4 protein-coding genes are annotated in these 16,125 nt (G+C 66.0%); 2 read left to right on the top strand and 2 right to left on the bottom strand.

The annotated features are described in order from the left end of the window. Both pbpC and E5X34_RS17565 read right to left on the bottom strand, forming a co-directional pair. A partial coding sequence (pbpC, locus tag E5X34_RS17570) for a penicillin-binding protein 1C (RefSeq protein WP_292567226.1) occupies positions 1-2,035 on the bottom strand: 2,035 nt, incomplete at its 3' end. Between the two features lie 75 nt (positions 2,036-2,110). Beyond that, positions 2,111-7,591: an alpha-2-macroglobulin family protein gene (locus E5X34_RS17565; RefSeq protein ID WP_292567224.1), complete on the bottom strand. Its 5,481-nt coding sequence runs from the start codon at positions 7,589-7,591 to the stop codon at positions 2,111-2,113. 277 nt (positions 7,592-7,868) lie between these two features. Here E5X34_RS17565 and E5X34_RS17560 point away from each other — a divergent pair, with 277 nt between their 5' ends. Next, positions 7,869-9,797 carry an autotransporter assembly complex family protein gene (locus E5X34_RS17560; RefSeq protein ID WP_292567221.1) on the top strand — a complete coding sequence of 643 codons (1,929 nt, stop codon included), beginning with the start codon at positions 7,869-7,871 and terminating at the stop codon, positions 9,795-9,797. Between the two features lie 2 nt (positions 9,798-9,799). Then, on the top strand, positions 9,800-15,853 hold the full coding sequence (locus tag E5X34_RS17555) for a translocation/assembly module TamB domain-containing protein (protein WP_292567218.1): 6,054 nt from the start codon (positions 9,800-9,802) through the stop codon (positions 15,851-15,853). Positions 15,854-16,125 lie beyond the last annotated feature (272 nt).

Genomic DNA, 16,125 nt, shown 5'->3' with positions numbered 1-16,125 from the left:
GCGTCGAATAGCCGGTGCCGTCGGGCTGCCAGGTCGCGGTGCGGCGGCGGTCGATGCCGGCGAGCGGCTTGCCGTTGGCGAGCCAGCGGAACGGCGCCCGGCCGCCCTGCAGCTTCAGCACCAGCGGCGTGGCGTCGGCGGAGTTGGTGCCAAGATCCACGCGGGCGCCATTGGGCGGGAAGATGATGGTCGGTGCCGGCTCGGTGGCGGTGGCCTGCACCAGGCCGTCAGCGCCGGCGCCGAAACGGGCGAGCGTCACCGGCAATTCCTCGCGCTTGGGATTGAAGACACCCGGCGGCCGGCCGGGCAGCGGCACGCTGGCGAGGCCGGAACGGACGAAGCCTTCGAACAGGATGGGCGCGGCGGAGACATAGCCCGACAGGCCGGGGACGGGGCTGGCATCGGCGCGGCCGACCCACACGCCCAGCACGTAGCGGCCGTCGAAGCCGACGGACCAGGCATCGCGGTAGCCGTAGGAGGTGCCGGTCTTGTAGGCGATGCCGCGCTGCATGGCGCCTTCCGGCGGTTTCACGCCGGACAGGATGTCGTTGATCTGCCAGGCGGCCTGGTCGTCGAGGATGGTGGCTGTGATGCGCTCGGTATTGGCCGGCTCGGTGCCGTCATGCAGCGTGTGCATCTTGCCGCCATTGGCGAGCCCCGTATAGAGCTGCACCAGGTCGCGCAAGGTCACGCCGACGCCGCCAAGCCCGATCGCCAGGCCGGGAGCTTCGTTGACCGGCAGGATCGGGTTGACGCCGGCCTGTCGGAAGCGTGCCGTCAGCCGCGCGGGACCGACCGCGTCGAGCACCCGGATCGCCGGCACGTTGAGCGACAATTGCAGGGCCTGGCGGATCGAGACATCGCCCTGATAGCCCATGTCGAAATTCTTCGGACGGTAGCCGCCGAAATCGGCGGGGCTGTCCTCGATGATCATCTCCTGCGCCACCAGCCCCTGCTCGAAGGCCAAGCCGTAGATGAAAGGCTTCAGCGTCGAGCCGGGCGAGCGCACCACCCTGGTCATGTCGATCCAGCCGGAGCGGCTGGCGTCGAAGAAATCGGCCGAGCCGACCTCGCCGAGGATTTCGCCGGTGCGGGCGTCGGCCATCACCATGGCGATGGAAAGTTTCGGGCCAAGCTTCCTAGCGGCATCCCTTGCGACCTGCTCCAGCCCTTGCTGCACACTCCGGCGGATGGTGAGCTGCAGCGGCTTGCCGGGCACGGCCCTTGGCAGCATGGCGAAGGAGGCGTGCGCGGCCAGCGCCGGCAGCTTTCTGCGCAGGCCGGAGACGTCGTCCAGCGCCGCGCGCTGCGCTTCGCGCTCGCCAAGCAGGCCGGCCGAGACCATGCGGGTCAGCACGCGGTCGCGCGCGCCGTGCGCGATACCGAGGTTGCGGTCGGGCCGGCGCTTTTCCGGCAATTGCGGCAACGCGACGAGAAGGGCGGCTTCCGAAACGGTCAGCCGCTTCGGCTCCTTGCCGAAATAGGCGAGCGAGGCGGCGCGCACGCCTTCAAGATTGCCGCCATAGGGCGCCAGCGTCAGATAGCGTTCGAGGATTTCCTGCTTGGACAGCCGCCGCTCGATCTGGATGGCGCGCAGCATCTGCTTGAGCTTGGAGCCGAGGCTGCGGCTGTCGCGCGGCTCGATCAGCCGGGCAAGCTGCATAGACAAGGTCGAGCCGCCCGACACGATATGGCCGCTGGTGAGGAGCTGTCCGGCGGCGCGGCAGAGCGCGAGCAGATCGACGCCGCGGTGGTCCCAGAAGCGCTTGTCTTCATAGGTCACCAGCATGTCGACGAATTGCTTGTCGACCTGGTCGAGGCGGGTCTCGAGCCGCCAGTAGCCGTCCGGCGTCGCGAAGGCGCGCAGGAGCTGGCCGTCGCGGTCCTGGACTTCGGCGGAGGTCGTCAGCTTTGCCGGCAGCGGCGGCGGGAAGGCGCGGTCGAGTTCCCAGAGCGCGGCGAGGGAAAGTGCCGCGAGGCCGGCAAGCGAGATGCCTGCGATCGCGGTGCGTCTGAGAAATTTCCTGGAGAGCATAGCGCTGCCCCTCATCCGCCTGCCGGCACCTTCTCCCCGAATAGTAGCGGGGAGAAGGTGATCCCGGCGACCTCGCTACTCGGCCTTCACCTCCATCACGCCGGTGGCGGTGCGGGCCGAATATTGCGGCCGGTACATGTCCTCCACCGTCGCCGCCGGATGGGCGTAGGTGCCGGGTGTCACGGCGCGCACGACATAGGCCAGCGTGATGTTGCGGTCGCCGTCGCCTTCATTGGGATTGAAGGCGGCGACGAAGCGGTCGTCGCGGAACTCCAGATGCGCGGCGTCGGTCTGCGCCAGCCAGGAGAAGTTCGACAATTGCGCGCTGGAAACCAGGCTCGGATTGTCGATCTCGAAGCCGGCCGGCAACAGGTCGGTGATCAGCAGCCGCGACGGCCACTTGTTCTGCTCGTAGATCTTGAGCACGACCACATAGCGCTCGTTCTGCCTGGCTTCGGTGACGTTGGCCTCGGTACCGTCGAGCTTGTAGTAGGTGCGATCGATGGTGAAGCCGTCGCCGCCGGCGGGCAGCGGATCGACCGGCGCGGCGACCGCGGTCACCACCGCCTGCAGCGGCGTCGCGCCGGTGTTGGCGATGGTAAGCGGGCTGTCGACCAGGTCGCTGCCGGCGATTTGGTCGGAATAGCCGCCCGAATGCGGGGCGCCGTTGACGGAAAGCGTAATGGAATCATTGCCTTCCTTCAGCGCCCGCGCGGCAAGCAGCATCCAGGATTCGTCCTGCGTGCTCGTCCAGCGGGCATCGGCGCGCGCCACGCCGACCAGCTTGATCAGCTGCGGCATGATGCTCGGCACCGGCTTCGATTCCGCCGCCAGCGCCAGTATCGCCGCGCCGTCACGCAGCCGCGAGCCATAGTCGGAGCGGTACCAGTCGTAGTCGGTTTCAGCCTGCGCCAGCCTGAGCGCCGTCTGGAAGGTCGATTCCGAACGCTGCGTGTCACCGTAGAGCGCCAGGCTCGCCGCCAGCTGGGCGACCGCCATCGGGCTGGAGAAGGCTTCGAGCTGCGTGTCGGCGTAGTAGCGCAGGTCGCCGATCGAGGCCTTCTTGTTGCGGGCGAGCACATAGAGCGCGTAAGCGATATCGCTGCCCTTGTCCTGAACGTCCTGGTCGTAGCCGAGCGAGTTCTGCAGGTTGTTCAGCGCCTGGTTCATGGCGAGCGCCGGCACATCATACTTTTCCTCGCGCGCGCGGGTCAGGAACTCGCTGACATAGGCATCGAGCCACAGATCGCCGGAGCCCGGCCCCCAGAGGCCAAAGCTGCCGCTTGCCGACTGATAGGACAGCACCTTGTAGATGGCGTCCTGGATGCGTTGATGCAGGTCAGGGTCGCTCTCCATGCCGATGCTCTTGGCCATGTCGTTGACATAGAGCAGCGGCATGGCGCGGCTGGTGGTCTGCTCGGCGCAGCCATAGGGGTAGCGATCGAGGCTCATCAGCAGGGACGGAACGTCGAGCGCGGACGACTGCGAGACGCCGACGCTGACCGAAGCGCCGTCGAGCACGCTCGCGGCAAGCAGTTCCTTGTCGACCCGCAGCGAGCCGCCATTGGGCTTCAGGTCGACGACCATGCGGTTGGTGACCGGAAGCTGCGCCGGGCGCACAGGCAGATAGAGCGTCTGCTCGACCCGCGTGCCGTCGGCATGGGCGAGCTTGACGGTGACCGAGGCGTCGCCCGCGGTCCTGGCGACCAGCGGGAAGGTGAGCGACTGGCGCTTGCCCTGGGCGAGCGTCAGTTTTTCCGGCAACGGCTTGTCGCCGGTCGAAAGATCTCCGGTCGTGGTGACCGACAGCGCATAGTCGCCGGCCGGGCCATCGGTGTCGGCTATGTCGAGGCGCATGGTCGCGGCATCGCCCGGCGCCAGGAAGCGCGGCAGGCCGGCGGTGATCACCACCGGATCGCGCACGATGACGTCGGTCTGGGCATGGCCGACGGCTTCCTTGGTCCAGGCGACCGCCATGACGCGCACGGTGCCGTTGAACTGCGGGATGTCGAAGTCGATGCGCGCCTTGCCGTTGGCATCGAGCTCGACCGGGCCGGAGAAGAAGGCGACCAGCTTTTCGGTCGGCGGGCTGCCTTGCGCCTGCATGTTGGCGCCGTCGCCGCCGGTCCGTATCTTGCCCATTGTGCCGAGCGAGCCGTCGATCAGCCGTCCGTAAAGGTCGCGGATATCCAGCCCCAGCATGCGCTGGCCGAAGAACCAGTCCTCAGGATCGGGCGCCTTGTAGTTGGTGAGGTTGAGGATGCCGACATCGACGGCAGCCACCATCACATAGGCGTTGGTGCCCGGCTGAGCGCCGTTCACCGAAACGGGGATCGATAGCTGCTGGCGCGGCAGGGTCTTTTCCGGCGGGGTCAGGGAGACCGCGAGCTTCTTCGAGCCCGGATCGACCGACAGCCACTGGATGCCGATGGCGCGGGCCGGCATGCGCGATTCCTGCGCATCGCCCGGCCGGAACAAGGTCGCCGTGACATAGGCGCCGGCGCCCCAGTCGTCGCCGACCGGGATGTCGACGGTGCTGCCGCCGGCCGGCACCGAAGCGGTGACGGTCTTCAACAGCTTCTCGGCGCCGATGGTGACCAGAAGTTCGCCGGCAAAATGCGGCGAGATCTTCAGCTTGGCGACTTCGCCGGCGGCGTAGGTGTCCTTGTCGAGGGCGATCTCGAGCCCATCGGGCGTCTCGGTGGTGGTAGAAGCGACATACCAGCCGGCATCGAACTCATAGCTTGTCGCCGGACCATCGGGATCGGCTGTCTCGACTTCCAGCCGGTAGCGGCCCCAGTCGACGGGCAGCGACACGGTCGCCTCGCCATCGGCCCTGAGATCGACCGCGCCATTGGCGACGGCCTTGGTGAGGTTCACCGCCTCGTAGTTCCAGGAATTGTTGGAACGGTACCACTGGTAGTTCCGCTCGACCTTGACCAGCGACCACTGGGCGCCCTTCAGGTCCTCGCGCTTGCCGTTCGGATCGACGGCGATGATGCTGAATTTGGCGGTGCCACCCTGCGGCACCTCATCGCCTTCGAAATCCGGGCGAATGCCGATGACATCGCGCTGCGGCCGAACGCCGATATCGAGCGAGCGCTCGACGGCGCGGCCGCCGGCTTCCCGCATGCGCACCGTGACCTTGGCGTTGACCAGCTTGGTGGTCGACGGCAACTGGTCGATGGTGATCGGGAAGGTCGCCTTGCCGTCGTCGCCGACGACGGGAAGATTGGCGAGGGGCGTCACGGTCGGCTCGCTCGACTGCTCGTCGGCGAGGCCGAAGGTGAAGTCCTTGAAGCTGTCCCAGCTGCTCGTGGTCGACAGCGTCATCTCGCCTTCCAGCGCAAGGCCCGCGGCCGGCGCGCCATAGAGGAAGCGGCCGTCGACGGTGGCGTTGGCGGTCTCGCCCTGGGCGATCTCCTTCTTGTCGGCGGTCAGGTCGAATTGGATGCGATCCGGCACGAAGTCCTCGACCAGGAACATCTGGCTGGCGACCGGCGACTGCTTGGGATCGGTGTAGATCGACACCGTCCAGGTGCCGCGCATAGCGTTGGCCTCGAGCGGCAGGTCGACGGCATGGCCGCCGGCGGACTCGCCATTGCTGACGATGCGCCGGTTCTCGACGCCGTCGGGACGGGTGAAGATGAAGGTCAGCGGCAGGTTCTCGACCGCTTTTGCCGCGCCGTCGCGGGCAAGCGCCGCGACGTGAACATCCTCGCCTGCGCGGTAGATGCCGCGCTCCGTCCAGGCATAGACGTCGAGCGCGCCGGGCGAGGCGCGCCCTTCCACGCCGCGATCCGACAGGTCGAATCCGGCTTTGCCCATGTCGAGGAAGACGAAGTCGTTGTCGCCCTGCTTGGCCATCAGCACGGCCGGCACCATGCCGTTTTCGCCGCGGGTAAGGCCTGGATTGAAGACGGCGTGGCCGTCGGCGTCGGTGGTCGCCGTGCCGAGGATCTCGTTGTTCCTGGCAAGCAGCGTCAGTTCGGCGCCGGAAATCGGCTTGGCGGAGCCCAGCGAACGGGCAAAGACGTTGAGCCCGTCCTGGCCGGTATAGGTGGAAAGGCCGATGTCGGAGACCACGAACCACTGCGTGGCGCGTGAGCCGTAATCGTCGCTCTTGTCGTCGACAGGCTGCGCGGTCAGCACGTAGACGCCGGGCTTGCGCTGCGGGATCGCCTCATCAACCGGGAAAGAGGTGGTCACCTCCTTGTTGAGATCGTTGGCAATGTCGAGCGTGCCCGACCAGACGGGCTCGCCCATCTGGTCGGAAATGGTGGAAATATCGTAGCCATCGAGCTGATGCAGGAACTGATAGCCGGACAGAAGCTGCGCCAGCGAACGATCACCGATGCGGTAGAGCGTCATCTTGGCGGCGTTCATGTTGACTGTGACGACCGGAATGCCGCGGCGGGCGCCGGCCGGCAGCACGAAGCTGTCGCCGGTGAAGCGGGCAGACGGAGCGCGGTCCTGAACATAGATCGACAGCACGACGGGCGCGGCGATCGTTTCACCGATTGCCGCCGGCAGTCCGGCGCGGAAGGTCACGTCATAATGCTGGCCGTGTTCCAGGCCCTCGACGCAAATCTGCTTGTCCTTGGCCTCGACGGCTTTGGGCGCGGCGTTGTCGACAGTCACGAACTGCGCATAGTCGACGCCGGTCTTTACCAGTTCCTCGGAAAACTGGGCGCAGATGCGCGGCGAGGAGGAATCGGCATCGACGGTGTGCTCGACAACGCGGAAACCCTTGCGCGCCTTGAGGTCGGCATAGTCGGCCTGGACGGCCGGCGAGCTCACCAGCGCAAGGCTCGCCTCATAGGCCTGCAGCGACGGCCGGTAGAGATCGCGCTTGTCGAGGCCGGCGCCAAGCAGCGCCAGCGCCTCGGCGCGGGTCTTTGCCGTGCGCGCCAGCTTGTAGGCGTTGAAGGCCGCCGACGTGGCGTTCATCGGGAAAGTCGCGGGTTCAGTGGTGTTCGACGCCGGCTCCACGGCCAGTATCTCGCGCGCCAGCGCCAGCCAGAGCGCGCCGTCATCGGGCAGAACGGAGATCCCGGCCTGGTATTTCTGCATGGCAAGGCGATGGTCGCCGGTGAGCGAGGCCTGCTCGGCGGCGGCCTGCAGGGCGGCAAGGCCCTCGGTCGGCTTGTCATAGGCCGGATCGGTCAGCTTGTTGCGGAACTGCTGGGCCTGGTCAGCCATCCAGTTCGGAAAGAAAGCAAGCGCCGGCGGAGCGCCGATATCGGGATCGCCATCGACGTTCGCGACCTTGCCGGCGACGGCGCCGGTGAAGGATTTTAACTGGTTATAGTCGGATTTGAGAAAGCACCACTTTGCCTTGGTGTTGTAGGTGAAGGCGCGGCAGGCGGTATCGCCGAGGCACGTGGTCTTGCATTGGTCGAGGCTGACATTCTGCTCCGACCTCAGGTCGAAACCGAAATAGTCGGAATTGTCGGTCGTGACGATTCGCCGGGCTTCTGCGGCAAGCGCCGCCCCGCCCAGAGCGAAAAAGATGAGAAGAAGGAAGGAGAAACCACGAGCCCCGCGCATTGCCATACCACCCTCCAGACATTGCCAGCGTCCGGGCATGATCAAGCTTCGTGCAGGCTTGTCAACGCCGGAGCGCTGCGGGTTTTTCACCCGCGAACGGTTTCCATGCCGGCCAAAGGCCGGTATTTCGACAGAACCTCTGTGAGACGGATCACACTTTCTTGCGGAATCGCAAAAGGTGTGAATTCCAAGCCCTGCTCATTTCAGACAATTGGATTGTGGCCCCTTTACGAACATTTCGGAACTTCATTCCAATTTTAGTTTTGTCGACTAGGTTGTCTTAATGCCGGCGCGTGAAAAGCAGATGTCAGGAGGGTTCGCGCCAGGGCGCGGGCTTCCGCGCGCCCTGCTTTTCGTGCTGTTTTGCGCCGCAATGCTGGCCGGCGAGGCGCGCCCGGCAGCGGCTTTCGAGATTTTCGGCATCAAGCTCTGGGGCTCGTCAAAGGACGAGGACGCCGACATCGTCGACCCGCTGCGCTATTCCGTGACGATCAATGCGCCTGATGCCGACAAGGATCTGGTGAAAAGGCTCGAAAATGCCTCGGCGCTGAAAAACGACGAGGACCATCCGGTGTCGGGATCGCTCGGCCTGATGGCCAAGGCGCGCGGCGACCGCGAACAGCTGGTCGCCGCGCTCTACGCAGATGCCCGCTACGAAGGCGTGGTTACCATCACGATCGACGGCAAGTCGATCGACGAGTTGCCGCCGGACGCCGAATTCAAGGGGCCGCAGCCCATTCCGGTCGTCGTCAGCGTCGCGCCGGGGGCGAAATTCACGCTGGGCAATATCCGGCTGAAAGGCGATGCCGCCGGGCTGGCGAGCGCCGATTTCGGGCTGATCGCCGGCGGCGACGCAAGCTCCGGCGCGGTGCTCAAGGCAGAGACCCTGATCGTGCGGGCGCTGAAAGAAGAGGGCAGGCCGCTTGCAAAGATCACAGACCGCGAGATCGTGGCCGAGCACGCCAGCTCGACGCTGGACGTGACGCTGACGGTGGCCGCCGGCCCGGTCGCCGGCTATGGCGACACCACGGTCGAGGGCACGGAAAAGGTCGATCGGGACTTCACCGAATACATGACCGGGCTGAAGCGGGGCCAGCAATATTCGCCGCAGGAAATCGATGATGCCCGCGACCGGCTGCTCGGCCTCGAGGTCTTCAACAGCGTGACCATCAAGGAAGGCGACAGCCTCGACGCCAACGGCAACATCCCGATCGACGTTCAGGTCAGCGAGCGCAAGCCGCGCTTTTTCGGCCTCGGCGGCACGTTCTCAAATACCGAAGGGCTCGGGCTAGAAGGCTATTGGGGACACCGCAACCTGTTCGGCCAGGCCGAGAAGCTGCGCATCGACGGTTCGATCAGCGGCATCGGCAGCAACAGCCTTTCAGCGCTCAACTACAATGCCGGCGTCATGTTCGAGAAGCCGGGCGTGCTCGGGCCGACGTCGAAATTCTTCGCCGGCGTAAAGACGGTGTTCGAACATCCCGACGCCTATGACCATTTCTCGGTGAAGGGCGACGTCGGCGTTTCCTACGACCTCGACAAGCAGCAGCGGGTCTCGGCCGAATTCGACCTCGATTATTCGAGGATCACCGACACTTTCGGCAAGCATACCTATCTAATCGCCAGCATGCCGCTGCAATATGTCTACGACAACCGCGATAACAAGCTCAACCCGACCAGGGGCTTCCGCTTCCTCGCCTATGCCGAGCCGAGCTACGACATATTGAACGGCGCGACCTTCCTGAAGCTGAAGGGCGAGGGCTACACCTATCAATCGCTCGACACCGCAAGCCGGTTCGTGCTGGCCGAACGCGCAACGCTGGGCTCGATCGTCGGCACCGGCCTGCAGAACGTGCCGGCCGACCGGCGCTTCTATTCCGGCGGCGGCGGCTCGGTGCGCGGTTATTCCTACCAGGGCATCGGCCCGAAGGACATCGACGGGCAGCCGATCGGCGGCCTCTCCTTCTTCGAAACCTCGGTGGAGATGCGCATCGGCGTCACCGACACGATCGGCATCGTGCCGTTCGTCGATGCCGGCACTGTCTCCACTAAATCCTTCCCGGATTTCGCGGATGTGAAGGTCGGCGCCGGCGTCGGCCTGCGCTATATCACCCCGTTCGGGCCGCTTCGCATCGACGCCGCGGTGCCGCTCAACCGCGATCCGGGCGATCCGCATTTCGGCATCTATGCCGGCATCGGCCAGGCGTTCTGACGATGAAGATTTTCTGGCGCATCCTCCGCATTATTATCTACACGCTGCTCATCCTGCTGGTGGTGGCGATCGGCGCTCTCGTCGTCCTGACCGGCACCGAAGGCGGCCGCCAGAACCTCGCCGGCCTGATCTCGAAGATGGCCTCGAGCGAGGACCGGAAGGTTACGGTCGCCGGCATCGAAGGCATCTGGTCAGGCGCGCTCAGGGTCGATCATGTCGTGCTGGAGGATCGCGCGGGCCCCTGGATGGTGGCGCGCAAGGTGGCGCTCGACTGGTCGCCGACGGCGCTGCTCTCCCGGAATTTCAATGCCGACCGCTTCGCCGCCGAGCGGATCGAGCTGGCGCGGCTGCCGCAGCCCAGCCAGCAGCCATCGCAGGGCGGCTCATCCAGCCTGCCGGTGTCGATCGACGTGAAGCAGATCGACCTGCCGGAGATTGCGCTCGGACAAGAGCTTGCCGGCAGCGGCATCGCCGAACTGGCCGCCAAGGGCTCGCTCAAGGCCGATCCGTCGCCGCTGGCTATCGAGAGCGTGCTCAATGTCAGCCGCCATGACGGCAAGCAAGGCAATGTCGACGCCAAGATCCACTTCGCGCCGGCCGACAACAAGCTCGACCTCGATCTCAAGGCGTCGGAGCCGGCCGGCGGCATCATCGCCAATCTGCTCAAGCTGCCGGATGCGCCGCCCGTCAACGTCGTCGTTTCCGGCAGCGGGCCTTTGGCCAACTGGAGCGGCGTCGGCACTTTCATGGTCGATGGCCGGATCATCAGCCAACTGACCGGCCGGCACCAGCTCACCGACAAGGGCCACCGCATCGAGGCCAAGGGCGACGGCCAGTTCGAAGCGTTCCTGCCGGAGAAGATAAAGTCGCTGTTTGCCGGCAAGACGAGCTTCGACCTCGCCGGAACGGCCACCGCATCGGGTGGGATCGATATCGAACAGGCCAACATCGAGAGCGACTCCGTGCACGGCACGGCGACCGGCAATGTCGATCCGAAGGGCGCCAGCGACCTGTCGGTCGAGCTCTCCGCCAAGGACAAGCCCGTCACCATCGATGTCGGCAACAGCGCCGTGCCGATCCTGGTCGCCATCGAGGAGGCTACAGTGCGCGCCTTCGGCGACGGCAAGGCGCCGACGGTCGATATCGCCACGTCGCTCACCTCGGTCGCCGTTGGCGGCACCCAACTCAACAATATCACGGGCGCGATCCATTCCGACGGCTTCGACATCGAAAACCGCAGCGGACCGCTCAGCATCAAGCTTGCCGCCGCCGGGCTGAAGACCGACGTCGCCACGCTGGCACCGCTGGTGACCGGCAAGCTCGCGGCGGATCTCTCCGGCACGATCAGCCGCGAAAACGTGGTCATCGACAAGGGCAGCTTGCGCAGCGATGCGCTCAACGCCGGGCTGACGGCAAATGTGGCGCTGGCCGACCTGTCGATGACGCTGAAGATGAATGCCGACGCCGACTCCAAGGCATTGCCGCCGCAAATCAGCTCGCTGCTCGGCGAGCGGGTGAAATTCTCGGCCAGCGCCGCGCGCGATCCGCAAGGCGCGTTCGCCGCCAACTCGCTGGAGATCAGCTCCGGCTCGCTCAGCGCCAGCGGCACCGGCAGCATGCAGGGATCGGACCTCCAGGCCAGCGTCAAGGGCACGCTGGGCGACGTCTCGCCGCTGTCGTCGCTCGCCGGCACGCCGCTCGCGGGCGGGGTCAATTTCGCGCTGACGGCAAGCGGCCCGCGTCTGGCGCCGGATTTCACCGTGTCGGCAGATAGCGCCAGCCTGACGGCGGCGGGCCGCACCGTGAAAGACATCAAGCTCTCGGCCAAGGGCAAGGCCGATGTCGCCAATCCGACCGCCGATATCTCGCTGACCGGCAATGCCGAGGGGCAGGCGCTCGACATCGAGGCTTCGCTGGTGACCGCCGACGGCAAGCGTTCGATCAAAGGGCTCAGCCTGGCGCTCGGCGACAACAAGGTGTCGGGCGATCTCGCGCTCGACGACAAGTTCCTGCCGCTCGGCACGCTGACGCTTGCCGTGCCCGATATCGGACCGCTCGCCGCGCTGGCAAACCAGACCGCCACAGGCGACATCAACGGCACCATCGTCTTTGCCAAGGAGGGCGAGGCGCCGACCGTCACCATCAATGCTGCCAGCACCTCGATCGCGCGCGGCGACCTGGCGGCGAAAGCCATCACCGTCAACGCGCTGATCGCCAACTATCTCAAGGGGCCGGCGATCTCGGGGACGATCAAGGCCGACAATGTGACCTCCGGCAGCACGGTCATCAGCGACATCGGCATCGATTTGAAGCGCGATGGCGACTGGACCAACTTTACCGGCGGCGCCACGGCGTCCGGCATTCCGGCCACCGCCACTGGGCGGGTCAAGATCGCCGATGGCACGACAAGCGTGGAAATCACGTCCGGCGAGGCGACGGTGCGCGGCATCAAGGCGGCCATCGCCGAGCCGTCCAGCCTCTCCATCGCCAATGGCGTGACGACAATCGAGAAGCTCGCGCTCAACCTCGGCGGCGGCTCGGCGACGGTTTCCGGCAGCGCCGGCCAGACGCTGGACCTGACGGCGAACCTCGCCAACCTGCCGCTGGCGCTCGGCAATGATTTCGTGCCCGGCCTCGACGGGGCCGGAACGCTTGAGGGCACCGCGCACGTCACGGGTCCATCGTCCAACCCCGACATTCAGTTCAACGCCAAGGTGGCGGGCGCCGAGACCAGCCAGACTAGGCAGGCCGGGCTCGGGCCGCTGGATCTGGACGCTGCTGGCAGCTACACGCTGGCGGGCGGCGTCGCCCTGGACCACGCCACGCTTTCGGGCGACAAGATTTCAGGCAAGGCCGCCGGCACCCTCAATCCCAACGGCGCCAGCGACTTCTCCCTCGACCTTTTATCATCGGGGCCCAGCCTGCCGTTGAAGCTCGGCCGCGCAGACAGCCCGGTCAAGGTCGAAGTCCAGTCCTTGTCGGCAAAGATGGCGGGCGAAAGCACGCAAGCGCGGCTCGATGTGTCCGCCATCCTGCCCTCCATCGTCGCCAGCCAGGCGAAAGTGGATGGCCTGACGCTCGCGCTGCATTCGGATGCCTTCGACCTCAAGGGACGGGCAGGCCCGGTTTCCGGCACGGTCTCGCTGGACAGGATCGGCCTCGACAATCCGTTGATCGCGCCGCTGATCGCCGGCAAGGTGGTCGCCAAGGTCAATGGCCGGCTGGCTCCCGATTCCGTCGCCGTCGACAGCGGCTCGCTGACCAGCGATGCGCTCAACAGCCAGGTCGCCGGCCGGGTATCGCTGGGCGACGGCGCTGTCGACCTCAATATGAAGGCCGAGGTCGCGTCTTCCGCCTTGCCGGCGGCGGTGCGCGGTATGCTGGGCGAGACGGCGCAGTTGAGCGCCGCGCTGAAGCGCGATGCCAATGGCAATGTCAATATCGACGGGCTGAAGCTCAATTCAGGCGCGCTCAGCGCCGATGGCCAGGCGAGCCTTGCCGACGGCAAGCTGGCCGCCGGCATCAGGGGCGCGTTGGGCGATGTTTCGGGGCTCTCGAAAGACGCCAAGGGCGCCATCGCTTTCGCCCTCAACGCGCAAGGCCCGGTCACCGCGCCCGACCTGTCGATGACGGTGGACAGCGACCGGCTCCTTGTGGCGGCGCGCGAGATCACCGGACTGAAGCTGACGGCCACCGGCAAGGCCGATGCCGCCAATCCGGCAGCCAATGTGCAGCTCACCGGCATTGTCGCCGGGCAGAATTTGCAAGGCAGCGCCGTGCTCGCCACGACCAATGGCAGCCGCGCGATCAACGGGCTTCTGCTGTCGCTCGGACCGAACAAGATTTCCGGCGATCTCGTGCTCGATGATGCTTTCGTGCCGGTGGGCACCGTTTCGCTCGACCTGCCAGATATCGGACCGCTCGCTGCGCTGGCCTTGGAAAAGGTCGAAGGCAATGTGCGCGGCACGATCGCCTTTACCAAGGCGGCCAACGGGCCGAATGTCGCGGTCAAGGCGAACACCTCGGAGATCAAGCGTGGCGATCTTTCCGCCAGGAATGTCGCCATCGACGCGCAGATCGCGAACTACTTGGCAGCACCGGTGATCGCCGGCACGGTGCGGGCGGAGAGCGTGACTTCCGGCGGCACCGCCATCACAGGCATCGATGTCGACCTCAAGCGCGACGGCGACTGGACCGGTTTTTCGGGCGGGGCCACCGTCAAGAACATCCCGGCCAGGGCCGCCGGGCGCGTGAAAGTGGCGAACGGAACCACGACCATCGAGCTCGCCTCCGGCCAGGCGACGGTGCAGGGCATCAAGGCCGCGATCGCGCAGGCCTCGACGGTGACCATCGCCAATGGCGTGACGACGCTCGACCGGCTGGTGCTCAGCCTCGGCGGCGGCACGGCGACGGTGACGGGCAAGGTCGCGCAGGCACTCGACATCAACGCCAACCTGGCTCGGGTGCCGATCTCGCTCGCCAACAGTTTCTCGCCGGGTCTCGACGCGGCCGGCTCGATCTCGGGCACGGTCAAGGTGACCGGCCAGCCTTCGACCCCCTCGGTCGCCTTCAAGATCGATGCCGCCGGCGTGCAGACCTCGCAGACGCGTGGCGCCGGCCTTGGCGGCATGAATGTGTCGTCATCCGGCACTTTTGCCGGCAACAAGCTCGCCTTTGACGCCAACATCAGCGACGGCGCCGGCCTCGGCCTCAAGGGCGGCGGCTCGGTGACGACGGCGGGCACGCCAACCCTGGCGCTCGATTTCAACGGCAAGGTGCCGTTCTCCTTCCTGGCCGCAAAGCTCGCCGCGCAAGGGCTGGCGCTCAACGGCACCGCCAATGTCGATGTGCAGGTGCGTGGTCCTGCATCTGCGCCGGTTATCAGCGGCAAAGTCACGACATCCGGCGCACGTCTCATCGATGCGCGTTCCGGCCTGGCGGTGAACGACATCGCCGCCGACGTCTCGATCGGCGGCGGGGTAGCCAGGATCAACCGCCTGACCGGCACGCTGTCGACGCGCGGCAGCCTGTCGGCGAGCGGCACCGTGGGCATCACGCCGGCGCAGGGCTTCCCGGCCGACCTGTCGATCAAGCTCACCGACGGCCGCTATACTGACGGCCGGGTGGTGACCGCCAATCTCGGCGGCGACCTTACCGTCAAGGGGCCGCTCGTCTCGGCGCCGGTGGTTGCCGGCACGATCAACCTGGCGAGGACGGTCATCACCGTCCCGGAAAAGCTGCCGGGTTCGCTCTCGGCGCTGGATGTGAAGCACAAGAACGCGCCGGCGTCAGTGCGGGCGCAGGACAAGGCGCTGCGCCCGGCGACGTCCGGCGGCAGCAGCAACAGCGGCAGCGGTCTGACGCTCGACGTGACGGTCAACGCGCCGAACCAGATTTTCATCCAGGGCAGGGGCGTCGATGCCGAACTGGGCGGCTCGCTGAAGCTGACAGGCCCGGCTTCGGCGCCGAGGGCGATCGGCACCTTCACCCTGCAGCGCGGACGGCTGATCATCCTTTCCAAGCGACTGACCTTCACCGAGGGCACGATCGGGTTTCAGGGGTCGCTGGTGCCCTATCTCAACTTGACGGCGACCACCACGACGAGCTCCGCCACAGTCACGGTCGTCGTCTCAGGCGAGGCGACCAATCCGAAGTTCACGTTCTCTTCCGTGCCGGCGCTGCCCCAGGACGAGATCCTGGCACAGCTCATCTTCGGTCAATCCATGTCCAAGCTGTCGCCGCTGCAGATCGCGCAACTTGCCAGCGCCGCCGCGCAACTGGCCGGCGTCGGCGGTTCGACCTCGCTGCTCGAGAACCTGCAAAGCGCCATCGGCGTCGACGATCTCGACGTGACGACGGACGAGAAGGGCGGCACCGCGGTTTCGGCCGGCAAGTACCTCAACGATCGCACCTATGTGACGATACAGAAGGGCGACAAGCCAGGCTCCGGCAAGGCGACGATCGACCTCAATGTCGGTCGCGGCGTGAAGCTGCGCGGCGAGGCCAATGACGCCGGCGAGGCAAAAGGCGGCGTCTTTTACGAACGCGAATATTGAGGTTGTGCCGCGCCGGATTGGCCAGGGCGAACCCGGGCGACCGCCGGTATGGGCTCCTATCGTTATAAAATGTATTGATTTAATCGCCCGCGGGATTTTTTAGGGAATCCGCGTCGCGATAACAAATTTGCGTCAAGACTGTCGCTATCGCGCGAACCGGGTTCCAGCCAAAGATGCACATTCCCTGGCATGTTCCTGCTCCACACCGTCTTTTGACAACGCGGTCTGGATGCGGAATGTTAAAAGGCGGAAAGCCAACAATGGGAGCAAGT

Source organism: Mesorhizobium sp. (assembly GCF_004963255.1).
Classification (GTDB): Bacteria; Pseudomonadota; Alphaproteobacteria; order Rhizobiales; family Rhizobiaceae; genus Mesorhizobium.
The sequence above is the reverse complement of the archived record's forward strand: the minus strand, read 5'-3'. Positions and strand labels throughout refer to the sequence as shown.